The sequence below is a fragment of the Tabrizicola flagellatus genome, from assembly GCF_008271465.1.
GTDB classification, from domain to species: domain Bacteria; phylum Pseudomonadota; class Alphaproteobacteria; order Rhodobacterales; family Rhodobacteraceae; genus Tabrizicola; species Tabrizicola flagellata.
The window spans coordinates 359,571-385,565 of the sequence record NZ_VMDU01000002.1; the positions used below are offsets into that span (position 1 = coordinate 359,571).

A 25,995-nucleotide genomic window follows, 5' to 3' on the forward strand; every position below is an offset into this window, starting at 1 on the left:
GGTGGCGCGGGCTGACACGCATACCCGGGTGGTGAGCTGGCTCAAGGTCGTGCTGCCGCTGGCGGCGCTGGCGATCCTGTCCACTCTGTTCCTTGTCGCGCGGCGGATCGATCCCGAGGACGCGCTGCCCTATGCCGAGGTGGATGTCCGCGACCTGGCCCGTGAGCCTCGGATGACGGCGCCGACCTATGCGGGCACTACTTCGGACGGGGCTGCCCTGACCCTGCATGCGGACGAGGCCCGACCTGCCGCCGAAGCGACCGAAGCGGCGGCGATAGAACTTCGGCTTGAGCTGGCCACGCCCGACGGTGCGCGGACCGAGCTTGCAGCAGCCAAGGCGCAGATGGACAGGGGCGCGCAACAGGTTGTCCTGTCGGGCGGCGTGACCGTCGCTACATCGTCCGGCTACCGGCTGGAGACAGAGGAGATCCTGGCCCGGCTGGACCGGACCGGGCTGGAAAGCCGTACCCCGGTGACAGCGACCGGCCCGGCGGGCGAGATCCGTGCCGACCGCATGGTGCTGCGTCAGGACATCCAGACCCCGGGTGCCTATGTTCTGGTTTTCAACGGGGGTGTCCGGCTGGTATACCGGCCGGGCGGCTAGAGGCGCTGCAGAGGTTTTCGCATGGCATTTCCGTTTCGCACGTTCCTTCTGGCGCTGGGCCTGTCCCTTGCCGCCTCGGTGGCGGCAGCCCAGCAGAAGATCGCCTTCGGTGACCTGAACCAGGACACGACCCTGCCGGTCGAGGTGCAGGCCGACCAGCTGACGGTGAACAACGCCGACGGAAGCGCCGTGTTCAGCGGCAACGTGGTCGTCACCCAGGGCGAGATGAAGCTGGCCGCGGCCGAGGTGCGGGTGACCTACGGCGCCGACCGCAAGAGCATTGAAAGCCTTGTCGCCTCGGGCGGGGTGACGGTGACCAATCTCGGCGATGCGGCCGAGGCGCGCGAGGCGACCTACACCATAGACAGCGGGGTCATCGTGCTGACCGGCGATGTGCTGCTGACGCAAGGCCCCTCGGCGATGGCGGGGCAGAAGCTGACGATCAACCTGAAGGACGGGACGGGTGTGATGGAAGGTCGTGTCACCACCACCTTCCGGCCGGGGGACAACTGATGGCGGGGACCCCGGGCCAGAGGCCGGATCTGACGGTGACCGACGGCCAGGCCGGTTTGCAGATCCGCAGCTTGCGGAAAAGCTACAGGAAACGGCCGGTGATCCGCGATGTCAGCATGGACCTGCGCCGCGGCGAGGTGGTGGCGCTTCTTGGCCCGAATGGCTCGGGCAAGACGACCTGTTTCTATGCCATTGCCGGGCTGGTGATGCCCGAGGGCGGACAGGTGCTGATCGACGGCAAGGATGTGACGGCCCTGCCGATGTATCGCCGCGCCCGGCTGGGGATCGGCTATCTGCCGCAGGAAGTCTCGATCTTCCGCGGGCTTTCGGCCGAGGACAACATCCTGGCCGTGCTGGAGATCGTCCAGCCCGACCGCCACAAGCGGCGCGAGCGGCTGGAAGAGCTGTTGTCCGAGTTCTCGATCACCCATCTGCGGCGCACGCCGGCGCTGGCGCTCTCGGGCGGCGAACGTCGGCGGGTGGAAATCGCCCGCTGCCTGGCGGCGGATCCGAAATACCTGCTTCTGGACGAGCCCTTTGCCGGGGTCGATCCGATCGCGGTGGGGGAGATCCGCCACCTGGTCCACGACCTGAAGGCGCGCGGGATCGGGGTGCTGATCACCGACCACAACGTCCGCGAGACGCTGGAAATCGTGGACCGGGCCTACATCCTGCATGATGGAAAGGTGCTGATGTCGGGCACCACGGACGAGGTCGTGCGCGACGAGACCGTGCGCCGGGTCTATCTGGGCGAGAACTTCCGCATCGTCTAGGCGACCCTGCGGAATGTGACCATCGATTCGGTTGACAAGCCGGGTTCGGCTGGCGCCAAATACCTGTAATGAGCGCGTTACATGCCCATGTCTCCGGCCTGCATCCAGCGGTGTCTCCGCCCGGCGAAACTGGCGTGACGCGACGTTTCTTCGGTTCATTGTCGGACGGACGGACCGGAAGGGGCTGACGCTCCGTTCCGGTCTGTCAGCATGCGAAAAGGAGAGATCATGCGCTATCAGATCAGTGGGAAACAGATCGACGTCGGTGAGGCTCTTCAGACCCATGTCAAGGCTGAATTGGGTGAAGTCGTTGAAAAATATGCCCAACGCCCGACCGAGTGCGTGGTGGTCTTCTCGCGCATGGCGCATGAGTTCGTCTGCGAGGCGACGATTCATCTGTCCACCGGCCTGACGGCGCAGGCCCGGGGACATGCGTCGGAAATCTACGCGGCCTTCGAGTCCTGCCGCGAAAAGATGGACAAGCAGCTGCGTCGCTACAAGCGGCGGATCCGCAACCACCACTCGAACCGCTCGGCCCCCGTTGAATTCGCCGGGGCGGCCTCGTATATCCTCGCCGCAAACGAGGACGCCGAAGACGCCGAGCCCGAAAGCCTTCAGCCCGTGGTGATCGCCGAGATGGAGACGAAGATTCCTTCGATCACCGTCGGCGAGGCCGTGATGCAGATGGAGCTGGCCGGGCAGAAGATGCTGGTGTTCCGCAACGAGGGCCATGGGGGCGTGAATGTCGTGTACCGTCGGGACGATGGCAACATCGGCTGGATCGATCCCCGCAACAGCAAATGAAGCGTCCCCGTGACGCAGGAACAACGCCGATCCATGGAACTTTCCAAGCTGCTTGTCCCGGGCGCCGTCCGCGTGGTCGGACAGTTCACGTCGAAGAAGCGCCTGTTCCAGGAACTTGGCGAGATCGCCGCCCAGGCCTACGGGCTGAACGGGGCGGCGGCCATCGAGGGTCTGCAAGAGCGGGAAACGCTGGGGCCGACGGGCGTGGGGCACGGGATCGCCCTGCCGCATGCCCGGCTGGAGGACCTGAAGTCGATCGTCGGCGTCTTCGTCCGGCTGGAAAAGCCGCTGGACTATGACAGCGTGGACCGTCAGCCGGTCGATCTGATCTTCGGTCTGTTCGCACCGAAGGATTCGGGCGTCGATCATCTGAAGGCGCTGGCGCTGGTCAGCCGGACGATGCGGGATCAGGGCGTGGTGGCCAAGCTGCGCGCGAATTCCGATCCCGCCAAGCTCTATGCGATCCTGACCGAAGCCCGGGCGCCGCAGGCCGCCTGAGAGACGGGCTCGTCGTGGACTTCGTCCCTCCTCGCGAGGCTGCGACGAGGCGGCGGAGCCGCACGAGGAGCATTCAGCCGCGCCAGCGGGCGAAGCCGAATCCCATGTAATCGCGCGCATAGGCCTCGGCGGCGGCGGTTTCCAGGCTTTCGTCCCAGATCGACTCGAGCTCTGCCGCGGCAGGGTCGGGACCCAGTCTGGGCGCGGCCACCCCGACTTCGGCGGCCAGGCGGGCAAGGCCCTCGCTCAGGCGATCCTCGCGCAGGAGGTGGTCGAGCGGGTGGAAGCCGGCAAAGCCCTGGACCAGCGCGGTCTGGCTGCACAGGCTGGGGTCCACGCGGGCCCCGGTCTGGCCGGCAACCGCGAGGCGGCAGTAGTTCAGGAAGATCAGGAAGGCCGCGCGTTCGGCCTCCGGCGTCGGGAAGGGCGCGCCCGGGGGCTGAAGTTCGGCGAGGAAGCCGTTGATCAGGATGCGGCGCAGGTCCTGCGCCTCGCCCATCACGATCTTGCGGCGAAAGGCGGCATGGGCGCGCAGGAGCGGGTGGCGGAGCACCGTGAAGCTGCGGTGGCCGGGATGCCGGCGCTTCCATTGGCGCAAGGATTTCTGCTCGAAGCCTTCGGTCACGGCACCGAGGCTTGCGAACCAGTCGCGGATCGGGGTTTCGGGGCCGGAGCGGATCGGCAGGAACAGAAGGCCCGCCTCCGAGGCAAGCGCCGTCGGCACGCCCGCCGCCCGCCGCGGCTCGAAACTGGGGGTGCGGCCCAGGTTGAACACATCGACGGCAGCCGCCGCCTCGGCCAGCGCCTCGGGGTTTTCCAGCTTGTCCTCGATAGGCCCGGGGTTCTGCTTCTTCAGCGTGTCGTCCAGCGTCTTCAGCCGCGCCTCGACGCCCAGGAAGGCCGCGAGCCCGTTCAGCACATCGAGCGAGCCGAGATCCTCGTAATCGAGGTAGAAGGCGGTCTGCCCGGTGGTCTGCAGCGCGTTTAGGATCAGAAGCTGGAAGGCCTGGATGTCGCGCAGATGGGCCAGGAACTCCGGCACGTCGAAGCGGACCTTCGCGGTCTTGAGCCGCTTGGGATGGGTCAGCTTCCACTGGTCGGTCGCCTGGGCGATCTTCCAGCTGACATAGCTTTCCAGCGGGTTGCGGGTCAGCACGATCTTGGCGCAACCGGGGTCGGGCAGCACCTCGTCCAGGATGCGCAGGTCGTGGTCGTGGAAGAAGCGGAACCCGGGCAGCCCATCGGTTTCCTCGCGCAGCTTGCGCAGCAGGCGGCCGGGGTCGCGGTCGCGCTCTTCCATCGTGATCCCGAACAGCTCGGTCCGGTCCTTGCGGCCAAGGATGTAGCGGTTGAACACCTCGCCGTGGCTGACCACGCCCGGCAGCGCGTTCAGGTTCGCCTCGAGCAGGTTCGACCCGGTGCGCATCTCGGCAAAGACCACGAAGGAGTGAAAGCGCGGCATCAGCGGACGATCCGGGGGCGCGGAAGGCTCTGGTGGGGCTGGGCAAGCTCGGCGTCGGCAGGGAAGTCTCCCATCAGGACGGGTGCCATGCCCTGGTTGCGCAGGTCCTGGAGGAAGGCCCCGAACCCTTGCAGAGGGATCAGCGACGGCAGGTCGCTGACGCGGTGCGCGGCGCGCGGATTGAGGGCGTCGACCAGTTGCTCCAGCGGCTCGGCCGGGTTCTCGACGAACTCGGCCAGCGACCAGATCCGGATGGAGGCGCGCGCTTCCGGACCATTCAGCTGGGCAATGAACTCGCTTTCCACCTTTTGCAGGCGCGCCGCCTCGGCCCGCACCTCGGCGGCGCTGCGACCCGAGCGCCAGAGCGGGATGGCGAAGGCCCCGGTGATGGCAAAGATCGTGGCGTTCGGATCGCTTGCCAGGAACGGGGCGATGGCCTGTTCGTCGGCGGGGCCGAACTGGAAGCACTGGGTCTCGCCCCGGGTGTTCCAGATCAGGTTGGTCAGGAAGCTGCGCGGGTTGTAGTCGCGAAGCGTGGGGCTGTCCGACAGGCCGCCCTTGAACACGCTTTCGCCGCCCGCGAACTGGACCCGGTCGAAGTCGAAGAGATGGCCATGCACGCGGGCATCCAGCGCGCGGGCAAGCCAGGGCTGGAAATCGTCGAACAGCTCGGCGAATCCGGAAAAGACGCCATAGGGCGCGGCCGACCTTGTGCTGCCGTGGGCGCGGGTCGGAAAGCGGCTTTGCATGTAGAGGCCGGGGCGACCCTTCAGCCGCCGCTCGACCGCCTTGGCGAACAGGCGGTTGATCTTGCCGGGGTTGGGTTCCGGCGCCAGCGCCCGGTCGCCGTCGGGGCCGAGGAAGGTGCGGTAGAGCAGATCGGCCCGTGGCCAGATCTTGCGGGCGAGGAAGGCATCGGCCTGGCGAAGAAGGTGCAGGTGATCGTCGTAGAACACATGCGGGCGGCCCTGGTAGTCGAACTTGGACAGGGTCAGCGACCGGCTTTCGATGCGGTTAGAGACCTGCCGGACCAGGCTTTGAAAATAGCTTTCATCCGGGATCCAGACCCTGCGGAAGTATCGGTCGATCGCGGGACGGTCGGGATAGGAGAGAACGGCCTGGAGCGTGGGCCGGGTCAGGCACCACCATTGGCTGCCCAGATGCGGGACGAGGCCCGGGGGCAAGCGGCGGCGAAAGCGCAGGGCGCGTTGCAGGGCGACATAGCCGTCGAACAGCCGGCGCTGCCGTTTCCAGGCGAAGGGAAAGCGCAGGGTGAAGCGTTCCTCGTTCAGCCCGCCGACCGTCCAGCCGACATCGGCGGTGGTCACGCTTTCGATGAAATCGGTGTGCGGATGCGCAGCAAGATGCGCCTTCAGCGCGTGAACGGGCCGGATCGGCAGGCAGGAGCCCGAAGCGAGCATCACATGGGAGACCGCCGGAAACTCGGCCAGCATCAGGGTCGCGGCGTCGAGGGTGGCCTGAACGATGCCGAAGGTGCCCCATTCGCAGGGGGACCGGCGGGAAAACCGGATGTCGGGCAGATCGGCCAGCGCAGCGGACAGGCCGTCGGCCTGATCTTGCGGCGTGCGGGCATCGACATGGATCACCACCGGGCAGTCATGCAGGGCCCAGTGCCGCGCCAGCTGCGCCGCGCGGTCGAGGTCCGCGTGACACAGCATGACGATGCCCAGCGTGCTGTCCCCGGTCACGCCCAGTTTCCCTTCGACATCAGGCCCAGAACCTCCAGCTGACGCCAGTTGACATATTTCTCGCTCCAATTGCACCAGAGATCGCGTTCGCGGGCGATCCCCTCGCGGTAGGCGCGGTATTCCTGGCTTTCGGCGTAATGCTGGCCACGGGCCAGCTCCTCGGCCGCCCTGGCGGCGAAGGTGTCGAGGAATTTGGCATGCAGGAGAACGCCCGAGGGCCGCTCTCCGCCCTGGTCGTCGTAGGTCAGGTTCAGCGCGCGCGGCAGCAGCATGTGGGTCGAGGAGACATAGGCATAGCTGCGGTGCCATTTCACCAGCGGCGTCTTGTTCATCGCCGGGGCATGTTTCGGCCGGTCGGTGAAGAACAGACGCGCCCGGGGGCCGCCCTGGATCCAGAGGTTGCGATACAGGGGGTTGCGGCTGATGACGTAGTTGCCGCTGTCGAAATACTGCGCGATCTCGAAGGGGTTCTGCCCCTCGCGGTAGGGTTGTTCGTGCATCGCGCCCTTGGGATACATGTCCAGCATCATGGCCGAGAAGCTGGGCGTCTCGGCGCTGTCGAGCCAGTCGGTCAGCGCACGCAGCGGGCGGGTCTCGCAGAAGGGATAGACCAGGAATTCGTCCACATCGACGGTCAGGCACCAGCGCCCGTGACCGTGCCGGCGCAGAAGGTGCATCAGCCAGTCCATGCCGAAGCGCGACTGCCTGTAGCTGTGCGTGGTGGACCAGAGCGAGACATCGGGCTGATCGGCCAGGTATTCGCGCGTGCCGTCGTCGGACCCGTTGTCCACGATCAGGAAATGGTCGATCCCGAGCCTGCGGTAATAGGTCAGGAAATAGGGCAGCCGGATGCGTTCGTTGCGCATGGTCGAGAACAGCAGGATCGGCTGGGCCGGCAGGCCGGCGGTGCGGTCGGCGACCGACCTCAGCTGGCGGCCCCGGCGCCAGGCGCGGGCGAGGAGATAGCGACGATGTGTGCGCAGCCGGATCAGCGTCCTCAGGCCCATGGACCGCCCCCTGCCTCCGCGCCCCGCCCCGTCATATCCAGCCGCCCCGCGACATCAGACCCAGAGCCTCCATCTGCCGCCAGCCGGTGTAGCGGGTGGACGCGCCACAGTGCAAGACCGGGTCGGCGGTCAGCCGGTCGTAGTAGGCGGCATACTGGGCGGCATCGCCGAAATGTTCGCCGCGGGCCTTCTCCTCGGCCGACCGTTCGGTGATGCCGGGCAGGAACTTGGTGTGCAGAAGGACACCCGAGGTCAGCTCTCCACCATCGGTGGCATAGACCTCGTTCAGCCGTGCGGGCAGAAGGGCGTGGGTCGAGTTGACATAGGCCTGCCGCCAGTGCCAGCGGACCAGCGGGATCTTGTTCAGCGTGGGTGCCTTGCGGGGTTCCGCCGCGAAGAAGGCCCGCGCCCGGGCGCCGCCCTGGATCCAGAGGTTGCGCATCCGCGGCTGGACCTGGACCTGGTAGTTGCCGGCGTCGAACCAGCCGAGGTGCGCCAAGGGGTCGTCCTCCGGCGCGACCTGGCCCTGCGAGACCGGGCCTTCGGGATACATGTCCACGATCAGCGCGCCAAAGCTCGTCCGGCCCTGCTGCTCCAGCCAGTCGGTCAGGGCAGGCAGGGGGCGGGTCTGCCAGTAGGGGTAGATCAGCAGTTCGTCGGCATCCAGCGTCAGGCACCAGTGGCCGTGGCCATGGCGCATCAGGAGCCAGGTCAGCCAGTCCATCCCGAAGCGCGAGGCCTTGTAGCTGCCCTGCGTGTGCCAGAGCGAGACATCGGGCTGATCGGCCAGCAGCCCGGCCGTGCCATCCGTGCTGGCATTGTCCACGAAAAGGAAATGCCGCACCCCCAGCGCGCGGTGGTGACGCAGGAAATGCGGCAGTCGGTGGGCCTCGTTGCGGACGCAGGAAAAGCCGAGGATATCGCCGGCGGCGATCTGCGCCGTCCGGTCGGCCAGAGCAGACAGCTGTCCTCTGCGACGAAAGGCCCGCAGCAACAGACGCTGCCGGTTCCGGCGCAGCCTGAGCGCAAGCAGCGCGCCTGTCAGCCCGCGTGGAGGGTCGTCCAGGGTGCCGATCGGGCAGGCATGTGGCAGCCGCCGAAGGGGCGAGAGTGCCGATCCCAAGCCTATTGCGCCGCCTTCTGCATCGCGGTCAGGTCGTTGAGGAAGCTGGCGAATTCCTGCCCGAACTCGGGCCGGGCCAGGCCGAAGGCGACGGTGGCCTGCAGGAACCCGATCTTCGAGCCGCAGTCATAGCGCTGGCCGCGGAAGCGCAGGCCGAAGACCGAGTTGGGCTTCTTCGCTTCCTGCGCGATGGCGTCGGTCAACTGGATCTCGCCGCCGGCGCCCTGCTTGATCTTGTTCAGATTGGTCAGCACCTTCGGCGTCAGGATGTAGCGTCCGATCACCGCCAGGTTCGAGGGCGCATCCTCGGGGCGCGGCTTTTCCACCATGCCCTTGACGCTGACGATCTCGCCATCGTCCCTGTCGATGTCGAGAACCCCATAGCTGGAGGTCTTCTTCGGCGCGACTTCCATTGCCGCGACCATGCAGCCGCCGGTTTCGGCATGGGCCTCGACCATCTGTTGCAGGCAGGGCTTCTCGGCCGCGATCACGTCGTCGGGCAGAAGCACGGCGAAGGGTTCGTTCCCGATCAGGCGACGGGCGCACCAGACGGCATGGCCAAGGCCCATCGGCCGGTTCTGCCGGACATAGGCGATGGCGCCGGAATCCATGTTGGTGTCCTTGAGGATCTCCAGCAGGTCGGTCTTGTTCTTGCGCCGCAGCTCGGCCTCAAGTTCCGGCGCGTGGTCGAAATAGTCCTCCAGCGCGGACTTTCCGCGCGAGGTGACGAAGATGAATTCCTTGATCCCGGCGGCGCGCGCCTCGTCGATGGCGTACTGGATCAGCGGACGATCCACGAGCGTCATGATCTCTTTCGGGATCGACTTGGTCGCGGGGAGGAATCGCGTGCCAAGCCCCGCCACCGGGAATACCGCCTTGGTGATCTTTCTCGGTTTCATCTGACTCGTCCCAACTTCATCCGGTCTTGCGCAATGTTTCTGGCTCAATGGTGATCGCAGCCGAATCTGACCTTAAACGGGCAGCGCCGCGGCAATATTCGTAACCTGCATCAGTCCCCCGGCCTTCGCATCAAAAAAAGACAGCAGGACGACAATCCATACCGCCGTCGGCGGAATCACGGGGAATTTTCGGCAAGCATCGTCTCGATGACCGGCACGTCGGACGGGTTGTTCAACTCCCAGAACTGGCGGCCGCGCGATTGCACCTCGACACACAACACCGGGCGGCCCTGTTCAAGGAAGCGCAGCTGTTCCAGCCCTTCCAGCTGTTCCAGCGGGCCCATGGGCCAGGTCGGATAGGCAGCCAGCGCGGCGGGGCGGTAGGCATAGACCCCGACATGGTGATAGACCGGAGTGGGTTCGTCCGGGGCATAGTCGGACCCGGTATAGGGGATGACCTCCTTCGAGAAGTAGAGCGCGCGGCCCCCGGCGCCGAAGACGGCGGTCGTTCCGCCCACCCGGCCGGCGCGGCGGTCGGCCAGAAAGCCCGCGACCGCCCGGCCGTCACAGCGCAGGACGGGGGTCGCGATGTCGGCCTGCGGATCCCTGGCAAGCCCGGCCACCAGATCCTCGACGAACCAGGCCGGCGTCAGCGGCGCATCGCCCTGGAGGTTCACCACCACGTCGAAACCCGGCAGCTTCGCGGCTACCTCGGCACAACGTTCGGTGCCGTTTCTTGCGGCGGATGAGGTCATCACCACCTCGGCCCCGAAGCCGCTTGCATGGTCGGCGATGCGGTCGTCGTCGGTGGCCACCACCACCCGGTCGATGCCCTTCACCGCCATTGCCGCTTCCCAGCTGCGGCGGATCAGGGTCTTTTCGCCGTCCGGGCCGCGCAGCGCGACCAGCGGCTTGCCGGGATAGCGGGTCGAGGCATAGCGGGCGGGAATGGCGATCAGGGTCTTCATTTCAGCACGACTCCCGGGGCGAAGGCGATGAAGAACGGGTTGTCCCAGCCAGGCTTGCCATAGCCCAGCGCAGCATGGTCGTCGAAGCGCACGACCCGCCCGCCCGCGGCGCGCAGGACGGCGTCGCCCGCCGCCGTGTCCCATTCCATCGTCCGGCCGAGGCGGGGGTAGAGGTCGGCCTCGCCGCTTGCCACCAGGCAGAACTTCAGGCTGGAGCCTGCGCTGGTCATGTCGCGCACGGCGTAGCGGCCGATGTAGTCGTCGGTGGCCTGGTCGCGGTGCGATTTCGAGGCCACCACCATCAGCGCGGCGTTGTCGGGGGTGGAGACGTGCAGTTGCCGCACCGGTCCGGGTTCGGGGCCGAAGGGGCCGGTCTCCTCGACCGCCGTGCCGTCGGGCCGGGTGTAGAACAGCCGTCCCTTCGCGGGCGCATAGACGATGCCGCAGACCGGCACGCCGTCCTCGACATAGGCGATGTTCACGGTGAAATCGCCGCGGCGCTGGACGAATTCCTTGGTGCCGTCCAGCGGATCCACGATGAAGAAGGTTCGCGCGGTCAGGGCGTGGCTTGCGGCCTGTTCCTCGGTGATGAGCGGCACATCGGGAAAGGCCGCGCGCAGACCGGCCGAGATCACCGCATCGGCTGCCATGTCCGCCTCGGTCACGGGCGAGGCATCGCCCTTGGCGCGGACCTCGAAATCGGGGCCCGCATAGACCTGCATGATCCGGTCGCCGGCCTGCAACGCCAGTCGGCGGAAAAGCGGCACGAGTTGCTGAAGATCCATGACCGCTCCCGTGGCGATTGAAGAACCTGACGCGCGCCCTTATCCTGCCTCGTCAACGGAACGGCAAGGTTTCCCGTGGAAACATGCCGGACGAGACAGGGTTTGCGGCATGTTCCGGCACCGGCAATACGACCGATCGTGGTTCAGTCTGGGGTTCGAGACCCTGGAACTGATCTACCATGTCGCGGTGCGCAACATGCGCAAGACCCATCACAATGCGGTCCTCGGCCTTGTGATGGCGATCATCCAGTCGCTGCTGATGCTGCTGGTGATGTATTTCATGATGAGCCTGTTCGGCATGCGCAGGATCGCGGTGCGCGGCGACTTCATGCTGTATGTCATGTCGGGCGTCTTCATGTTCATGACCCATATCAAGGCGATCGGCGCGGTCGCCTCGGCCGACGGGCCGACCTCGAGCATGATGATGCATGCGCCGATGAATCCGATCATCTCGATCATGGGGGCAGCGCTGGGGTCGCTCTACCAGCAGACCCTGGCCGCTGCGGTCATCCTGTTCGTCTATCACGCCGCCATTACCCCGGTGACGATCGATGACCCGGTCGGCATGATGGGCATGTTCCTGTTGTCGTGGTTCAGCGGGATCGGCATCGGCATGATCTTCCTGTCGGCCATGCCCTGGCAGCCCGAGGCCGTCAGCATCATCAAGACGCTCTATCAGCGGATCAATGTCCTTGCCTCGGGCAAGATGGTGCTGGCCAACAACCTGCCGCCAAATCGCAGGGACTGGTTCGACTGGAACCCGCTGTTCCACACCATCGACCAGGCGCGCGGCTTCGTGTTCCTGAACTACACGCCGCGATACACCAGCTATGACTATGCCATCTGGTTCGCGCTGGCCTGCATCCTGATCGGCCTGATGGCCGAGTTCTTCACGCGCCAGCACGCCTCGGCAAGCTGGAACAAGCGGCACTGACCGGGGCAGGTCGTGGGGCTTGCCCTCGAAGCTCAGTCCTCCAGCAGCCGGTCCATGGCGGCGGCGGCATGGTCCGGGTCACCCTTCTCGATGGCGGCGACAAGGGCTTCGTAGTGCGGGGTCCGCGCGGCTGCCAGTCCTTCGGGTGGGGCGAGGAGATCCGAGGTCAGGCGACCTTGCACCGCATGCGCGATGCCGAACTCCAGAAGCGCGGTCGCGGCGCGCAGGAAGGGATTGCCCGAGGCCTCGGCGATCACGCGATGGACCTCGAACTCGGCGAGGGCGAAGGGTTCCGGCTGATGGGTCATGACGCTGCGCTGGTTCAGCCAGTAGTAGAGCAGCCGCACATGTTCCGCCTCGCGGCTTGCCGCAGCCTGGCGGGCGGCCTGAAGCTCCAGCCCGCGACGCACCAGCCGGAAATCGGCCAGGAAGGCGGGCGAGGGGCCGCTTTCCAGCTTCCAGGTCAGGATCTGGCGGTCGAAGAGGTTCCAGCGCGACTGCGGCAGCACGCGGGTACCGACCTTGGCGCGCGCCTCGACCAGGCCCTTGGCCTCCAGCGTCTTCAGCGCCTCGCGCAGCACGGTGCGCGAGACGCCGAAACGGTCCATCATCTCGGCATCGCCCGGCAGGCTTGAGCCCACGGGCATCTCGCCGGACACGATGGCGCGGCCGACCTCGTTTATGACGTAGGAATGGAAGTTCCGCGCCGTCGGCCGCCCGGAGAGCGTTCGGATCAGGCTCCCGGGTTCGCTCATCTCACTTGGTCCAAGAGGTTACGTTCGGCGCGGCCCGGCCCGGAACACCAGGCGTTGCAGCACGATGAACATAAACAAAAGCACGCCGACGACAATCTTGGTCCACCAGCTGCTGAGCGTGCCGTCGAAGACGATGTAGGTCTGCACCAGGCCCTGCAGCATGACCCCGATGAAGGTGCCGGCGACAAAGCCGTAGCCGCCGGTCAAGAGCGTGCCGCCGATCACCACGGCGGCGATGGCGTCCAGTTCCACCCCCAGCGCGTTCAGGCTGTAGCCGGCCGAGGTGTAAAGCGAGAAGACCACCCCGGCGAGGCCGGCGAGGAACGAGGACAGCGCATAGATCGCGATGGTGGTGCGGGCGACCGGCACACCCATCAGCGCGGCCGAGGTTTCGGATCCGCCCAGCGCATAGACGTTGGACCCGAACCGCGTGCGGTGCGCCAAGAGGATTGCCACTGCAAAGACCGCCAGCATGATGATCCCGACCACGGTCAGGCGGCCTCCGCCCGGCATCAGGATGTAGCTTTTCGACACCCCTGAATAGAAGGCGTGCTGGATGCCGATGGAATCCGGCGACAGGACCGAGGCGCCACCGCGCGCGAGGAACATGCCGGCGAGGGTCACGATGAAGCTTGGCACCTTCAGGTAATGGATCGCCGCGCCCATGACCGCTCCGAAACAGGCGGCGACGGTCAGGGCGATGGCGAAGGCCACCAGCGGGTGCAGGCTCAGCCACATGATGAGGACGGCAATCAGAACGGTGGTGAAGCCGATCACAGCGCCCACCGACAGGTCGATCCCGCCCGACAGGATCACGAAGGTCATGCCGACGGCGGCAATCCCGAGGAAGGCGTTGTCGGTCAGGAAGTTGCCCAGGACCCGGGTCGAGAACATCGCCGGATGCTGCGTCACCGCCAGAAGGTAGGCGAACAGGAAGATGAGCGTGGTGGCCAGAAGCGGGCGCAGGCTGCGGGTCATTGCGATTTTCCGGGCAGGCGGCGGAACAGGCGCGCCGACAGGGGGGATTGCAGGACGAGGATCACGATGATGACGGCGGACTTCACGACCAGGTTGAACTCGGGCGAGAAGCCCGAGATCAGGATGCCGGTGTTCATCGCCTGGATGATCATCGCGCCCAGGACCGCCATCGGGATCGAGAAGCGCCCGCCCATCAGCGAGGTGCCGCCGATGACCACGGCAAGGATCGCGTCCAGCTCCAGCCAGAGGCCGGCGTTGTTGGCGTCCGCGCCGCGGATGTCCCCGGCGACGATCAGGCCGGACACCGCGGCGCAGAAGCCCGCGAAGGTATAGACGATCAGAAGCAGCGCACCCGAGGACAGACCGGCAAAGCGCGCGGCCGAGCGGTTGATGCCCACCGCCTCGATCAGAAGGCCAAGCGCGGTGCGACGGACGATCAGCGTGGCCAGAAGCATCAGCGTGAAGGCGATGACCACGGGCATCGGAAAGCCCAGGAACGACCCGGTGCCGATGAAGATCAGCACGGGGTCCGAGAAGGTGACGATGTAGCCTTCCGTGATCAGCTGGGCGAGCCCGCGGCCCGCGACCATCAGGACCAGGGTCGCGATGATCGGCTGGATTTCCAGCAGGGTGACGAGGATCCCGTTCCACAGCCCGCAGACCAGCCCCGCGCCAAGGGCGGCCAGCACTGCAAGCCAGGCGGGATAGCCCGAGGTGACCATGACCGCCGCGACGGCCCCGCTGATCGCCATGACCGCGCCGACCGACAGGTCCACGCCCTTGGTGGCGATGACCATGGTCATCCCGATGGCCAGGATCGCGACCGGCGCGCCCCGGTTCAGCACGTCGATCAGACTGCCGAACAGGCGGCCATCCTGCCAGGTGACGGTGAAGAAGCCGGGGAACAGAAGCCAGTTGACGAAGAGGACGGCGGCAAGGGCGATGACCTGCGGCCTGGTGACAAGGCTCGCCAGCGGGCGCGGGCGCGGCAGGGGAGGCTCGGTCGAGGGGCGAAGATCGACGGTCTGACGGGTCACGGGCGCACCTCTTGCGGGGTTCCGGCGATGGCCTGGACGATGGCGTCCGAGGCGATGTCGGGGCCGGCGAGTTCCGCCACCATCTCGCGGTCGCGCATGACGACGATGCGGTTGGAATAGGCCACCACCTCGTCCAGCTCCGACGAGATGACGAAGAGCGCCAGCCCCTCCTCGCGCAGGCGGTTGATGGTGCGGACGATCTCGGCATGGGCGCCGACGTCGATGCCGCGGGTGGGCTCGTCGAGGATCAGGAAGGTCGGGTCGATGGCCAGCCAGCGGGCGAGGATCACCTTCTGCTGGTTGCCCCCGGACAGAAGCTTGACCGGCATGTCATGGTTGGCCGCGCGGATGTCCAGCGCCTCGGCATAGCGGCCGGCGAGTTCGACCTGGTCCTCGCGGTTCAGGGCGCGGAACCAGCCCAGCTTGGCCTGCAGCGCGATGATGATGTTTTCCCGCACCGAGAGGTCGCCGAAGATGCCGTCCAGCTTGCGGTCCTCGGGGCAGAAGCCGAAGCCCGCCGCCACCGCCTGCGCGGGGTTGCGGATGGTGACGGGCCGGCCGTCCACCAGGATCTCGCCGCCCTCGGCGCCGTCGACGCCGAACATCAGCCGCGCCACCTCGGTCCGGCCCGAGCCGAGAAGCCCCGCCACCCCGACGACCTCGCCTTCGTGGACCGCGAGGTCGAAGGGGGCCAGGCCCTTGCGGTTCAGCCCCTTGAAGGCGACGCGGACCTGGCCGCGCGTCGATCCGGTCAGCGCGGTCGGGTGGTGTTCGAAGGCCACGTCCTTGCCCAGCATCATGCGCACGACATCGGTGGTGTTCAGCGTGTCGAGCCGCTGGGTCGCGACCTTGCGGCCATTGCGCAGGATCGTCACGCGGTCGGCCAGGTCGAAGACCTGGTCCAGGAAATGGGTGATGAAGATGATGGCCAGGCCCTTGGCCTTCAGCCCGCGCACCACCTCGAACAGGCGCTGCACCTCGTTGCGGTCAAGGCTGGCGGTCGGTTCGTCCAGCACCAGCACCTTTCCCGACAGTTCGACCGCGCGGGCGATGGCGACGATCTGTTGCACCGCCACGGAATATTCGGAAAGCTCGGCCCGCACGTCGATATCAAGCCCGTAGCGGGACAGAAGGTCGCGCGCCTGGGCATCGATCCGCCGGCGATCTACAAGGCCAAAGCGGGTGGGCTGGCGGCCGAGAAAGAGGTTTTCAGAGACGGAACGGTTCGGCAGCAGGTTGACCTCCTGATATACCGTGCCGATCCCGTAGCCCTGCCCGTGCAGCGGATCGCGCAGGTGGATCGGCTGGCCGTCGAGCAGCAGCTCTCCCGCGTCGGGGTGGTAGGCGCCGGTCAGGATCTTGATCAGCGTGGACTTGCCGGCGCCGTTCTCGCCCAGAAGCGCGTGCACCTCGCCGGCATTGGCCGCGAAATCCACATTGTCCAGCGCGCGGTGCTGGCCGAAGACCTTGACGATCCCCCGCGCCTCGAGCACCGGCCTTGCGGCTGCATCGGTCATCACTGCCTCCCGTTCCGTCCGCCAACTGTCCGCTTATCCCGCGGATAAAGCAATTCCGCCGGGCAGGGCCCCTCGCCCCGCCCGGCGGCGCCTCGGAGAGGAAACCTAGTATCCGAGGCCTTTGCGCCGCTCGTATTCGCCCTGCGGGTCGTCAGCCGGGGTGTAGAGCTTCGACTCGGTGATGATGAACTTCGGTGGCACGGTGCCGTTGTTCAGATAGGCATCCAGCGCCTCGAAGGCGGGGCCGGCCATGTTCGGGGTCAGCTCGACCGTGGCGTTGGCTTCACCGGCGACCATCGCAGCGAAGATGTCCGGGACCGCGTCGATCGACACGACCAGGATGTCCGAGCCCGGCTTCAGGCCCGCATCCTTGATCGCCTGGATCGCGCCCACCGCCATGTCGTCGTTGTGGGCATAGACGGCGCAGATGTTCTTGCCCCCGTCCTCGGCCTTGATGAAGCCTTCCATGACTTCCTTGCCCTTGGACCGGGTGAAGTCGCCGGTCTGGCTGCGGATGATGGTCAGGTTGGCCTTGCCCGCGATGGCTTCCTCGAAGCCCTGCTTGCGGTTGATCGCGGGCGAAGAGCCCACGGTGCCCTGCAGTTCGACGACATTGCACTGCTTGTCGCCGACGGCGCCGACCAGCCATTCGCCGGCCACGCGGCCTTCCTTCACCTGGTCGGAGGCGACCGAGGTCAGGTAGAGGTCTTCCGGTCCCTCGATGCCGCGGTCCAGAAGGACGACGGGGATGCCCGCTTCCTTTGCCTCGGTCAGCACTTCCTCCCAGCCGGTGGCCACGACCGGAGCGACCAGGATCGCATCGACGCCCTGCGCGATGAAGCCGCGGATCGCCTTGATCTGGTTTTCCTGCTTCTGTTGCGCGTCCGCGAACTTCAGGTCGATGCCCAGTTCGGCCGCCACCTGCTTGGTCACCGAGGTCTCCGCCGCGCGCCAGCCCGACTCGGACCCGATCTGCGAAAAGCCGATGACCTTGCCCTGAAGACCTTCCGCATAGGCGGCTGAAAGCAAAAGGCCACCCAGTCCCGCGCAAAGCGCGAGAGCCTTGAAAACGTTCATGATTTCCTCCCAATGGAAAACTTGGCCACTCTCCTCGGGTGGCTCAGGCGACGTTATCAAAAGTATTACTATATGCAACAAATTTCTTCCCTGTGCCTTGCGCGACCCAGCCGGACGCGGCCGTCGGGACGGTCGATGCCGGTTTCTGCCCAGGGCCCAGCCGGAGAGCGCGCAAGGCCCCCTGCACCAGATGCAGAGCATCATCGCATGCGGGCGCCCCAGCCAATTCCGCCACAGGTCCGCACCGATGCGGAAGATTTGCCGCAATGCCCGTCATGCAACCGTTGCAGGGCGGAAAACGCCTGCCTATATACGCCTCACACGGGCGCCGGGCCGCCAGACCTGACGTCTTCTCTCAAGGTGGGGATGCCTTCTGATCCAGGGTCCTTGCCGGAACATCGCCTGAACCAAAGGGATACACACATGGCCAAAGTCATCGGTATTGACCTCGGGACGACGAACTCCTGCGTTGCCATCATGGATGGTTCGCAGCCCCGCGTCATCGAGAATTCGGAAGGCGCGCGCACGACGCCCTCCATCGTCGGCTTCACGGAAAGCGAACGCCTGGTCGGCCAGCCTGCCAAGCGCCAGGCCGTGACCAACCCCGCAAACACCATCTTCGCCGTCAAGCGGCTGATCGGCCGCCGCCTGGGTGACCCGGAAGTCGAGAAGGACAAGAAGCTTGTCCCCTACAAGATCGTGGACGGCGGCAACGGCGACGCCTGGGTCGAGGTGCGCGGTGAGAAATACAGCCCCAGCCAGGTCTCGGCCTTCATCCTGCAGAAGATGAAGGAAACCGCCGAGTCGTATTTGGGCGAACCCGTCACCCAGGCCGTCATCACGGTTCCGGCCTACTTCAACGATGCCCAGCGCCAGGCGACCAAGGACGCGGGCAAGATCGCGGGTCTGGAAGTCCTGCGCATCATCAACGAACCGACTGCGGCCGCGCTGGCCTATGGCCTGGACAAGAAGGAATCCAAGACGATCGCCGTCTATGACCTTGGCGGCGGCACTTTCGACATCACCATCCTGGAAATCGACGACGGCCTGTTCGAGGTGAAGTCCACCAACGGTGACACCTTCCTGGGTGGCGAGGACTTCGACATGCGGATCGTGAACTACCTCGCCGAGGAGTTCAAGAAAGAGCATGGCGTTGACCTGACGCTGGACAAGATGGCGCTGCAGCGGCTGAAGGAAGCCGCCGAGAAGGCCAAGATCGAGCTCAGCTCCAGCCAGCAGACCGAGATCAACCAGCCCTTCATCAGCATGGACCGCAATACCGGGCAGCCGCTGCACCTGGTGATGAAGCTGACCCGCGCCAAGCTGGAAAGCCTGGTCGAGGATCTGATCAAGAAGTCGCTGAAACCCTGCCAGGCCGCGCTGAAAGATGCCGGCGTCAGCAAGGAGGACATCGACGAGGTGGTGCTGGTCGGCGGCATGACCCGCATGCCGCGCGTCGTGGAGGAAGTGACCAAGTTCTTCGGCAAGGAACCCCACAAGGGCGTGAACCCCGATGAGGTCGTGGCGCTGGGCGCGGCGATCCAGGCGGGCGTCCTGCAAGGCGACGTCAAGGACGTGGTGCTGCTGGACGTGACCCCGCTGTCGCTGGGCATCGAGACGCTGGGCGGCGTGTTCACCCGCCTGATCGACCGCAACACGACAATCCCGACCAAGAAGAGCCAGGTCTTCTCGACCGCCGAGGACAACCAGAACGCGGTGACGATCCGCGTGTTCCAGGGCGAGCGGGAAATGGCGGCCGACAACAAGCTGCTCGGCCAGTTCAATCTGGAAGGCATCCCGCCCGCCCCGCGCGGTGTGCCGCAGATCGAGGTGACCTTCGACATCGACGCGAACGGCATCGTCTCGGTCTCGGCCAAGGACAAGGCCACCGGCAAGGCGCAGCAGATCACGATCCAGGCGTCTGGCGGTCTGTCGGAGGCTGACATCGAGAAGATGATCAAGGACGCCGAGGCGAATGCCGAAGCCGACAAGGCCCGCAAGGAACTGGTCGAGACGAGGAACCAGGGCGAAAGCCTGCTGCACTCGACCCGGAAGTCCCTGGCGGAACATTCCGACAAGGTCGACCCGTCCACCGTCGAGGCGATCGAGCTGGCGATGAGCCCGCTGGAAGAGGCGCTTAAGGGCGAGGATGCCGGCAAGATCAAGTCGGCGATCCAGAACCTGACCGAGGCCGCGATGAAGCTGGGCGAGGCGATCTACAAGGCCAGCCAGGCCGAAGGCGGTTCGGGTGACGACGAGCCGCGTCCGGTGGACGACGACGATATCGTCGACGCCGACTTCGAGGACCTGGGCAACAACAAGCGGAAGTAAGCCGCGGGAACACGGGAAGGGGGCGGTCTGGCAACGGGCCGCCCCTCCTCGGTTCCAGATGGGGATTTTGCCGTGGCAAAGCGCGACTATTACGAAGTGCTCGGGGTCAGGAAGGGCGCTTCGGCCGAAGAGCTGAAGAAGGCCTATCGCCAGAAGGCGAAAGAACTGCACCCCGACCGCAACGCCGACAATCCGCAGGCCGAGGCCCAGTTCAAGGAAGTGAACGAGGCCTACGATGTCCTGAAGGACGAACAGAAGAAGGCGGCCTATGACCGTTTCGGCCATGCGGCCTTCGAAGGCGGCATGGGCGGCGGCCCGCGTCCCGGCGGCTATGGCCAGCAGGGCGACTTCGCATCCGCCTTCTCGGACGTGTTCGAGGACCTGTTCGGCGATTTCATGGGTCGTGGTGGCGGCGGCGGTGGCGGTCGCAGCCGGGCTCAGCGCGGGTCGGACCTGCGTTACAACCTGCGGGTTTCGCTGGAGGAGGCCTATTCGGGGATCCAGAAGACCATCCAGGTGCCCACCTCGGTGACCTGCGACACCTGCCACGGGACCGGCGCTGAAGGCGGGGCCGAGCCCGTCACCTGCCCGACCTGCAACGGTATGGGCAAGGTCAGGGCGCAACAGGGCTTCTTCACTATCGAACGCACCTGCCACCAGTGCAACGGCATGGGCCAGATCATCAAGAACCCCTGCCGGACCTGCGGTGGCCAGGGCCGGGTCCATCGCGAACGCCAGCTGTCGGTGAACATTCCGCAAGGGGTGGAAACCGGCACGCGCATCCGGCTGGCCGGCGAGGGCGAAGCGGGGCTGCGCGGCGGGCCGAATGGCGACCTCTATATCTTCATCGAGGTGAAGGAGCACGCGCTCTTCCAGCGCGACGGTATCCATCTGTTCTGCCGGGTGCCGGTCTCGATGCCGACAGCGGCCCTGGGCGGCGAGATCGAGGTGCCCACGATCGACGGCGGCAAGGCACGGGTAAAGATTCCGGCCGGGGCGCAGTCGGGCAAGCAGATGCGGCTGCGCGGCAAGGGCATGCCGGCGCTGCGGTCGTCGAACACGGGAGACATGGTGATCGAGCTTGCTGTGGAAACGCCGGTGAACCTGACGGCGCGGCAACGCGAACTCCTGCGCGAGTTCGAGAAGCTGAGCGAGGAAAACAATCCTGAAAGCTCCAGCTTCTTTTCCAAGGTAAAGGGCTTCTGGGACGGCATGAAGGGCTGACCGGGCCGCTCGTCGAGCATTTCATGCACTCCTCGCTCGGGGGCCCCCGACGAGACGACGAAGTCGCGCGGGGAGGCGTGCGGGGAGGCGGGCATTAACGCTTCCTCAACCATGCCGTGCGATTCCTGCCGACATGGTCAGGTCCTTCAACGAGCCCCTTCTGCCGTTGGTCGCGCCTGCGGGGGATGCCGATGAGGCGGAACCGCAGGCGCTGACCGGGCGGCTGCCCTCTTACATTGCCGACCACCGGCAGCGGTTGCGGGATCGGTTCATGCAGGCGGGCGGCGCGGCGCTGCCGGACTACGAACTGCTGGAGCTCGTCCTTTTCCGCGCCATCCCGCGGCAGGACGTGAAACCCCTGGCCCGGCTTCTGCTCGACACATTCGGCGATTTCAATCGGGTCGTCAGCGCATCTCCGGCGCGTCTCCAGATGGTCAAGGGCGCCGGCCCCGCCGTAGTGCTCGAGCTCAAGCTGATCGAGGCCGCCGCCCAGCGCATGATGCGGGCGCGGGTGATCCAGAAGCCGCTTCTGTCCAGCTGGGATGCGCTTCTGGACTACTGCCACACCACCATGTCGCACCGGGAAACAGAACAGTTCCGCGTCCTGTACCTCGACCGCAAGAACGTGCTGATTGCCGACGAGGAGCAGGCGAAGGGCACGGTCGACCACGTCCCCGTCTACCCGCGCGAAATCGTCAAGCGGGCGCTGGAACTGAACGCCTCGGCCCTGATCCTGGTCCACAACCACCCGTCAGGCGACCCGACGCCCTCGGATGCCGACCTCACGATGACCCACCAGGTCAAGGACGCCTGCGATGCCCTCGGTCTTGTGCTGCACGATCACCTGATCATCGGCAAGAGCCGCGAACTGAGCTTCCGCTCGCAGGGCTACCTTTAGCTTGTGCCTTGCGCTAGGCATGAGCACATGACCGAGTTCGACCTTGTCATCTTCGACTGCGACGGCGTGCTGATCGACAGCGAGATCATCAGCGCACGGATGCTTGTGGCCGAGTTGTCGCGGCTGGGCCTGACCATAGACCTGCCTTACGTCGAGCGCCATTTCCTCGGCCGCAGCTACCCCGTGGTGATGGAGACGATCCGCCGCGAGTTCGGTCTGGACCTTCCGCCCGACTTCGAGGCGCAGTACCGGGAAGCGCTTCTGGCTGCCTTCCAGACCGAATTGAAGGTTGTTCCGCATGTCCACGACGTGCTGTCGGCCATCGGCGTGCCATTCTGCGTCGCCACCTCGTCATCGCCCCGGAGGGTGGAAATGTCGCTGAAGCTGGCGGGCCTGAGCACACTGGTGGGCGACCGGGTGTTCACCTCTTCCCTGGTTCCCCGGGGCAAGCCCGCGCCGGACCTTTTCCTGCATGCGGCGGAAAGGATGGGGGCCGAACCGGCCCGTACGCTGGTGATCGAGGACAGCCTTACCGGCATCCGCGCGGGCCTCGCGGCTGGAATGACCGTCTGGCGTTTCGTCGGCGGCAGTCACCTTGGCCCCGAGGCGCCGGAAGAGCCGGAGGATGCCCGGCCCCACCGCAGGTTTGCCAGCTTCGCCGGGTTCTTCCAGATTGCGCCCGGTTTGCTCAGGAGGGCCGCATGAGCAGCGAACCCTCCCTTCAGGACGAAGCGGCCCGCGCCGGCTGGCTTTACTACGTTGCAGGGATGACCCAGGACCAGATCGCCTTCGAGCTGGGAATCAGCCGGCAGCGGGCGCAGCGTCTGGTCAGCCGGGCGATGGCAGAGGGGCTGATCCATGTGCGCCTGAATCACCGCATCGGTGCCTGTCTAGATCTCGAGGCCGCCCTGCGCGACCGCTTCGGGCTGGACCGGGTGCGCGTCGCCCCTGGCCTCGGCAATGGCGCCGACCCCGTGCGTGCGCTTGCCCCGGCGGCTGCGGCTGAATTGGAGCGGTTCCTGCGGATGCCGCAGCCGCTGGTGATCGCACTGGGGACGGGCCGGGCCATGCGGGGCATGGTGGACGCGATGGTCGAGATGGAGGCACCGCAGCATCGTCTGGTTTCACTGATCGGCAACATCGCGCCCGACGGCTCGGCCAGCTTCTTCGACGTGGTGATGCGGATCGCCGACAAGGTCCGGGCGCCGCATTACCCTATGCCTGTGCCGGTGATCAGCCCGACACCCGAAGAGAACGCAGCCTTCCACCAGCTTGGTCCGGTGCGGAAGGTGGTCGAACTGGCGCAGAAGGCCGACGTCATCTTCGTCGGCGTCGGCCAGATGTCGAATGACGCGCCGCTGCTGGCCGATGGCTTCGTGAGCCGAGACGAACTGTACGAGATGCAGGCTGCGGGTGCGGCGGGCGAGGTCGCGGGTTGGGTCTTCGATTCGGAGGGGCGCTACCTAGACCTTGGCACTAACCGCAGGACAGGCGGCGTGCGCGTGGCGCCGGGCCTGTCGCGCCCATCAATCGGAATTGCTGCTGGTGCATCAAAAGTGCCGGCAATCCATGGTGCATTGAAATCACGCATTATCAATGGCCTGGTAACTGACGAGCCAACGGCTCGGGCGCTTCTGGCGCGCGCCTGATCTTCGCAGATGCAGCGGAAGTAGGGGCTTGACGACTCTGGGTCACATGTGAGCATTTACCCAATAAGCGATGATTTGCTCATTCGCTGATCCAGGGAGGATATCATGACCAAGACCCTTCGCGCCCTCATGGGGGCAACGGCCCTTGCCACGCTTGCAGCTGTGGCCAGTGCCGAGACCACCATTACCGTTGCCACCGTGAACAATGGCGACATGGTCCGCATGCAGGGCCTGATGGACGACTTCTATGCCAAGCACCCCGACATCAAGGTCGAATGGGTGACGCTGGAAGAGAACGTCCTGCGCCAGAACGTCACGACCGACATCGCCACCGGTGGCGGCCAGTATGACGTCATCACCATCGGCACCTACGAGGTTCCGATCTGGGGCAAGCAGGGGTGGCTCGAAAGCCTGAACGACCTGCCCGCAGATTATGACGTGGACGACCTGCTGCCCGCGATCCGCGGCGGCCTGACCGTTGACGGCACCCTCTATGCCTCGCCCTTCTATGGCGAAAGCTCGATGGTGATGTATCGCAAGGACCTGATGGAAGCCGCCGGGTTGACCATGCCCGAGGCGCCGACCTGGGCCGACATCGAGGCCGCGGCCAAGGCGATGACCAACCGCGACGCCGACATCAACGGCATCTGCCTGCGCGGCAAGGCCGGCTGGGGCGAGAACATGGCCTTCCTGACCGCCATGTCGAACTCGTTCGGCGCGCGCTGGTTCGACGAGAACTGGGTGCCGCAGTTCGACCAGCCGGAGTGGAAGGCGACGCTCGACTTCTACCTGAACCTGATGAACAACTACGGGCCCGCTGGCGCCTCGAACAACGGGTTCAACGAGAACCTGACCCTGTTCAACCAGGGCAAGTGCGGCATGTGGATCGATGCCACCGTCGCGGCTTCGTTCGTGACCGGCAAGGATTCGACCGTGGCCGACAAGGTCGGCTTTGCGCTGGCGCCGGACAACGGGCTTGGCAAGCGCGGCAACTGGCTCTGGGCCTGGAGCCTTGCGATCCCGGCGTCGTCGGATGCCAAGGACGCGGCCAAGACCTTCATCAACTGGGCGACCAACAAGGACTATCTGGCGCTGGTCGCGTCGAAGGAAGGCTGGGCGAACGTTCCCCCTGGCACGCGGACCTCGCTGTACGAGAACCCGGAATACGCCAAGGTGCCCTTCGCCAAGATGACGATCGACAGCATCAATTCGGCCGATCCGAACAGCCCGACGGTCAAGCCGGTGCCCTATGTCGGCGTCCAGTTCGTCGCCATCCCGGAGTTCCAGGGCCTGGGCACCACGGTGGGCGAGATCTTCTCGGCCGCGCTGGCCGGGTCCAAGACGGCTGACGAGGCGCTGGCCGAGGCACAGGCCGCCGTCACCGAAGAGATGAAGGCCGCAGGCTACATCCAGTAACACCGACCCCGGGGAATGCCTCCCATTTCCCCCGGGATCACCTTCGGCTTGCGGGCCGCGATGTCCGCAAGCCGACCTTCCCCTCGATAGGCGCACGAGCCGGTTGCGTGGCCCCCGTGGTGGCCGCACCCTTTCGTCATCTGCTTCGGGAGAGAGCCCCATGTCCACCCACTCCAGCCGCCTCGCCGCCCGGATGATGGTTGCGCCATCGGTCGTCCTGCTGCTGATCTGGATGATCGTGCCGCTGGCGATGACGCTCTACTATTCGTTCCGGCTCTACCGGCTTCTGTCGCCGGACCGGACCGGATGGGTCGGGTTCAACAACTATCTCTGGTTCTTCAACTCGCCCGACTTCTGGCTGGCGCTGTTCAACACCCTGGCGCTGGTGGGCGGGGTCCTCGTCATCACCGTGGTCCTCGGCATCCTGATCGCGCTTCTGATCGACCAGCCCGTGAAGGGGCAGGGCTTCCTGCGGATCCTGGTCATCGCGCCCTTCTTCGTCATGCCCCCGGTCGCCGCCTCGATCTGGGAAAACCTGTTCATGCACCCGCAGAACGGGCTGTTCTCGGCCATCGCCCGGGGGTTCGGCGCGCAGCCGATCCTGTTCCTGGAGCAGTATCCGATGCTGTCGGTCATCGGCATCGTCAGCTGGGAATGGCTGCCCTTCGCCACGCTGATCCTCCTGACCGCGCTGCAATCGCTGTCGTCGGAACAGCTCGAGGCCGCCGAGATGGACGGGGCCTCGGCCTTCGCGCGCTTCCGCTACATCATCCTGCCGCACATGACGCGGGCGATCACCGTGGTCATCCTGATCCAGACCATCTTCCTGCTGGGCATCTTCGGCGAGATCTTCACCACGACGCAGGGCGGTCCCGGATCGGCGTCCACGACGCTCCCCTACATGATCTTCAAGCAGGCCATTGCGGCCAAGGACATCGGGCGGGCGGCGGCGGGCGGAATCATCGCGGTGATCCTGGCGAACATCGTGGCCTATTTCCTGATGCGCGGCCTTGGCCGGAACCTGGAGAACTGAC

25 protein-coding genes are annotated in these 25,995 nt (G+C 66.0%); 13 read left to right on the forward strand and 12 right to left on the reverse strand.

Going from position 1 to position 25,995, the window contains the following annotated elements:
• Position 1 precedes the first annotated feature (1 nt).
• From lptC to FL625_RS04905, 5 genes are all read left to right on the forward strand, one after another.
• Positions 2-604, forward strand: a complete 603-nt coding sequence (gene lptC, locus FL625_RS04885) for an LPS export ABC transporter periplasmic protein LptC (RefSeq protein WP_235019317.1) — start codon at positions 2-4, stop codon at positions 602-604.
• A gap of 21 nt (positions 605-625) precedes the next feature.
• A complete protein-coding gene (locus FL625_RS04890; protein ID WP_149587500.1) occupies positions 626-1,117 on the forward strand; it encodes an LptA/OstA family protein in 492 nt (163 codons plus the stop codon).
• Positions 1,117-1,890 carry an LPS export ABC transporter ATP-binding protein gene (lptB, locus tag FL625_RS04895; RefSeq protein WP_149587501.1) on the forward strand — a complete coding sequence of 258 codons (774 nt, stop codon included), beginning with the start codon at positions 1,117-1,119 and terminating at the stop codon, positions 1,888-1,890. The genes FL625_RS04890 and lptB overlap by 1 nt, the downstream gene beginning before the upstream one ends.
• Before the next feature lie 228 nt (positions 1,891-2,118).
• Entirely contained in the window at positions 2,119-2,694 is a 576-nt protein-coding gene (hpf, locus tag FL625_RS04900) for a ribosome hibernation-promoting factor, HPF/YfiA family (protein WP_149587502.1), read from the forward strand.
• Between the two features lie 33 nt (positions 2,695-2,727).
• Complete coding sequence (locus tag FL625_RS04905) at positions 2,728-3,192, forward strand: PTS sugar transporter subunit IIA (protein ID WP_149587503.1); 465 nt, start codon at positions 2,728-2,730, stop codon at positions 3,190-3,192.
• Positions 3,193-3,265: 73 nt separating this feature from the next.
• On the opposite strand, the gene FL625_RS04910 is transcribed toward FL625_RS04905, so the two are convergent.
• The 7 genes from FL625_RS04910 to cysQ form a co-directional block, all read right to left on the reverse strand.
• Positions 3,266-4,654, reverse strand: coding sequence for a nodulation protein NodH (locus FL625_RS04910; protein WP_200833882.1), 1,389 nt, complete (start codon positions 4,652-4,654; stop codon positions 3,266-3,268).
• Positions 4,654-6,333 (reverse strand): DUF5927 domain-containing protein, encoded by a 1,680-nt coding sequence (locus FL625_RS04915; protein WP_149587709.1) that lies wholly within the window; start codon positions 6,331-6,333, stop codon positions 4,654-4,656. Before FL625_RS04915 ends, FL625_RS04910 begins: the two co-directional genes overlap by 1 nt.
• A 26-nt stretch (positions 6,334-6,359) precedes the next feature.
• Positions 6,360-7,370 carry a glycosyltransferase family 2 protein gene (locus FL625_RS04920; RefSeq protein WP_149587504.1) on the reverse strand — a complete coding sequence of 337 codons (1,011 nt, stop codon included), beginning with the start codon at positions 7,368-7,370 and terminating at the stop codon, positions 6,360-6,362.
• Between the two features lie 31 nt (positions 7,371-7,401).
• The gene (locus tag FL625_RS04925; RefSeq protein ID WP_235019318.1) at positions 7,402-8,364 is read right to left on the reverse strand and encodes a glycosyltransferase family 2 protein; all 963 of its coding nucleotides are present in this window, start codon (positions 8,362-8,364) and stop codon (positions 7,402-7,404) included.
• A gap of 131 nt (positions 8,365-8,495) precedes the next feature.
• Positions 8,496-9,392, reverse strand: coding sequence for a UTP--glucose-1-phosphate uridylyltransferase GalU (galU, locus tag FL625_RS04930; RefSeq protein ID WP_149587505.1), 897 nt, complete (start codon positions 9,390-9,392; stop codon positions 8,496-8,498).
• 176 nt (positions 9,393-9,568) lie between these two features.
• The gene (locus tag FL625_RS04935) at positions 9,569-10,360 is read right to left on the reverse strand and encodes a 3-deoxy-manno-octulosonate cytidylyltransferase (RefSeq protein WP_149587506.1); all 792 of its coding nucleotides are present in this window, start codon (positions 10,358-10,360) and stop codon (positions 9,569-9,571) included.
• Complete coding sequence (gene cysQ, locus FL625_RS04940; RefSeq protein ID WP_149587507.1) at positions 10,357-11,145, reverse strand: 3'(2'),5'-bisphosphate nucleotidase CysQ; 789 nt, start codon at positions 11,143-11,145, stop codon at positions 10,357-10,359. Before cysQ ends, FL625_RS04935 begins: the two co-directional genes overlap by 4 nt.
• 109 nt (positions 11,146-11,254) lie before the next feature.
• Here cysQ and FL625_RS04945 point away from each other — a divergent pair, with 109 nt between their 5' ends.
• Positions 11,255-12,079 carry an ABC transporter permease gene (locus tag FL625_RS04945; RefSeq protein ID WP_149587508.1) on the forward strand — a complete coding sequence of 275 codons (825 nt, stop codon included), beginning with the start codon at positions 11,255-11,257 and terminating at the stop codon, positions 12,077-12,079.
• A gap of 32 nt (positions 12,080-12,111) precedes the next feature.
• On the opposite strand, the gene FL625_RS04950 is transcribed toward FL625_RS04945, so the two are convergent.
• From FL625_RS04950 to ytfQ, 5 genes are all read right to left on the reverse strand, one after another.
• Positions 12,112-12,834: a FadR/GntR family transcriptional regulator gene (locus FL625_RS04950; protein ID WP_149587509.1), complete on the reverse strand. Its 723-nt coding sequence runs from the start codon at positions 12,832-12,834 to the stop codon at positions 12,112-12,114.
• Between the two features lie 18 nt (positions 12,835-12,852).
• Complete coding sequence (yjfF, locus tag FL625_RS04955; protein ID WP_149587510.1) at positions 12,853-13,812, reverse strand: galactofuranose ABC transporter, permease protein YjfF; 960 nt, start codon at positions 13,810-13,812, stop codon at positions 12,853-12,855.
• Complete coding sequence (locus tag FL625_RS04960; RefSeq protein WP_235019319.1) at positions 13,809-14,849, reverse strand: ABC transporter permease; 1,041 nt, start codon at positions 14,847-14,849, stop codon at positions 13,809-13,811. The genes yjfF and FL625_RS04960 overlap by 4 nt, the downstream gene beginning before the upstream one ends.
• A complete protein-coding gene (locus tag FL625_RS04965) occupies positions 14,846-16,366 on the reverse strand; it encodes a sugar ABC transporter ATP-binding protein (protein WP_149587511.1) in 1,521 nt (506 codons plus the stop codon). The genes FL625_RS04960 and FL625_RS04965 overlap by 4 nt, the downstream gene beginning before the upstream one ends.
• Positions 16,367-16,471: 105 nt before the next feature.
• Positions 16,472-17,443, reverse strand: a complete 972-nt coding sequence (gene ytfQ / locus FL625_RS04970) for a galactofuranose ABC transporter, galactofuranose-binding protein YtfQ (protein ID WP_149587512.1) — start codon at positions 17,441-17,443, stop codon at positions 16,472-16,474.
• A 423-nt stretch (positions 17,444-17,866) separates the two neighbouring features.
• Between ytfQ and dnaK the strand changes: the two genes are divergently transcribed.
• The 7 genes from dnaK (at position 17,867) to FL625_RS05005 (ending at position 25,994) form a co-directional block, all read left to right on the forward strand.
• Positions 17,867-19,774 carry a molecular chaperone DnaK gene (gene dnaK, locus FL625_RS04975; protein WP_149587513.1) on the forward strand — a complete coding sequence of 636 codons (1,908 nt, stop codon included), beginning with the start codon at positions 17,867-17,869 and terminating at the stop codon, positions 19,772-19,774.
• A gap of 72 nt (positions 19,775-19,846) precedes the next feature.
• Complete coding sequence (dnaJ, locus tag FL625_RS04980) at positions 19,847-20,998, forward strand: molecular chaperone DnaJ (protein WP_149587514.1); 1,152 nt, start codon at positions 19,847-19,849, stop codon at positions 20,996-20,998.
• 133 nt (positions 20,999-21,131) lie between these two features.
• Entirely contained in the window at positions 21,132-21,896 is a 765-nt protein-coding gene (radC, locus tag FL625_RS04985; protein ID WP_149587515.1) for a RadC family protein, read from the forward strand.
• A 27-nt stretch (positions 21,897-21,923) separates the two neighbouring features.
• Complete coding sequence (locus tag FL625_RS04990) at positions 21,924-22,601, forward strand: HAD family hydrolase (RefSeq protein WP_149587516.1); 678 nt, start codon at positions 21,924-21,926, stop codon at positions 22,599-22,601.
• Positions 22,598-23,545, forward strand: coding sequence for a sugar-binding transcriptional regulator (locus FL625_RS04995; protein ID WP_149587517.1), 948 nt, complete (start codon positions 22,598-22,600; stop codon positions 23,543-23,545). The genes FL625_RS04990 and FL625_RS04995 overlap by 4 nt, the downstream gene beginning before the upstream one ends.
• A 105-nt stretch (positions 23,546-23,650) precedes the next feature.
• Positions 23,651-24,961 carry an ABC transporter substrate-binding protein gene (locus FL625_RS05000; RefSeq protein WP_149587518.1) on the forward strand — a complete coding sequence of 437 codons (1,311 nt, stop codon included), beginning with the start codon at positions 23,651-23,653 and terminating at the stop codon, positions 24,959-24,961.
• Positions 24,962-25,121: 160 nt separating this feature from the next.
• Entirely contained in the window at positions 25,122-25,994 is an 873-nt protein-coding gene (locus FL625_RS05005; RefSeq protein WP_149587519.1) for a carbohydrate ABC transporter permease, read from the forward strand.
• Position 25,995 lies beyond the last annotated feature (1 nt).

Bases quoted from the DNA above. Each gene is read 5' to 3' on its own strand.
- FL625_RS04965 (WP_149587511.1), bottom strand. From the start codon at position 16,366: ATGACCGATGCAGCCGCAAGGCCGGTGCTCGAGGCGCGGGGGATCGTC.
- FL625_RS04920 (WP_149587504.1), bottom strand. From the start codon at position 7,370: ATGGGCCTGAGGACGCTGATCCGGCTGCGCACACATCGTCGCTATCTC.
- FL625_RS04890 (WP_149587500.1), top strand. From the start codon at position 626: ATGGCATTTCCGTTTCGCACGTTCCTTCTGGCGCTGGGCCTGTCCCTT.
- FL625_RS04910 (WP_200833882.1), bottom strand. From the start codon at position 4,654: ATGCCGCGCTTTCACTCCTTCGTGGTCTTTGCCGAGATGCGCACCGGG.
- lptB (WP_149587501.1), top strand. From the start codon at position 1,117: ATGGCGGGGACCCCGGGCCAGAGGCCGGATCTGACGGTGACCGACGGC.
- galU (WP_149587505.1), bottom strand. From the start codon at position 9,392: ATGAAACCGAGAAAGATCACCAAGGCGGTATTCCCGGTGGCGGGGCTT.
- FL625_RS04905 (WP_149587503.1), top strand. From the start codon at position 2,728: ATGGAACTTTCCAAGCTGCTTGTCCCGGGCGCCGTCCGCGTGGTCGGA.
- FL625_RS05000 (WP_149587518.1), top strand. From the start codon at position 23,651: ATGACCAAGACCCTTCGCGCCCTCATGGGGGCAACGGCCCTTGCCACG.
- FL625_RS04935 (WP_149587506.1), bottom strand. From the start codon at position 10,360: ATGAAGACCCTGATCGCCATTCCCGCCCGCTATGCCTCGACCCGCTAT.
- FL625_RS04950 (WP_149587509.1), bottom strand. From the start codon at position 12,834: ATGAGCGAACCCGGGAGCCTGATCCGAACGCTCTCCGGGCGGCCGACG.
- FL625_RS04915 (WP_149587709.1), bottom strand. From the start codon at position 6,333: ATGCTGTGTCACGCGGACCTCGACCGCGCGGCGCAGCTGGCGCGGCAC.
- hpf (WP_149587502.1), top strand. From the start codon at position 2,119: ATGCGCTATCAGATCAGTGGGAAACAGATCGACGTCGGTGAGGCTCTT.
- FL625_RS05005 (WP_149587519.1), top strand. From the start codon at position 25,122: ATGTCCACCCACTCCAGCCGCCTCGCCGCCCGGATGATGGTTGCGCCA.
- radC (WP_149587515.1), top strand. From the start codon at position 21,132: ATGGTCAGGTCCTTCAACGAGCCCCTTCTGCCGTTGGTCGCGCCTGCG.
- FL625_RS04995 (WP_149587517.1), top strand. From the start codon at position 22,598: ATGAGCAGCGAACCCTCCCTTCAGGACGAAGCGGCCCGCGCCGGCTGG.
- yjfF (WP_149587510.1), bottom strand. From the start codon at position 13,812: ATGACCCGCAGCCTGCGCCCGCTTCTGGCCACCACGCTCATCTTCCTG.
- dnaK (WP_149587513.1), top strand. From the start codon at position 17,867: ATGGCCAAAGTCATCGGTATTGACCTCGGGACGACGAACTCCTGCGTT.
- ytfQ (WP_149587512.1), bottom strand. From the start codon at position 17,443: ATGAACGTTTTCAAGGCTCTCGCGCTTTGCGCGGGACTGGGTGGCCTT.
- FL625_RS04990 (WP_149587516.1), top strand. From the start codon at position 21,924: ATGACCGAGTTCGACCTTGTCATCTTCGACTGCGACGGCGTGCTGATC.
- FL625_RS04945 (WP_149587508.1), top strand. From the start codon at position 11,255: ATGTTCCGGCACCGGCAATACGACCGATCGTGGTTCAGTCTGGGGTTC.
- cysQ (WP_149587507.1), bottom strand. From the start codon at position 11,145: ATGGATCTTCAGCAACTCGTGCCGCTTTTCCGCCGACTGGCGTTGCAG.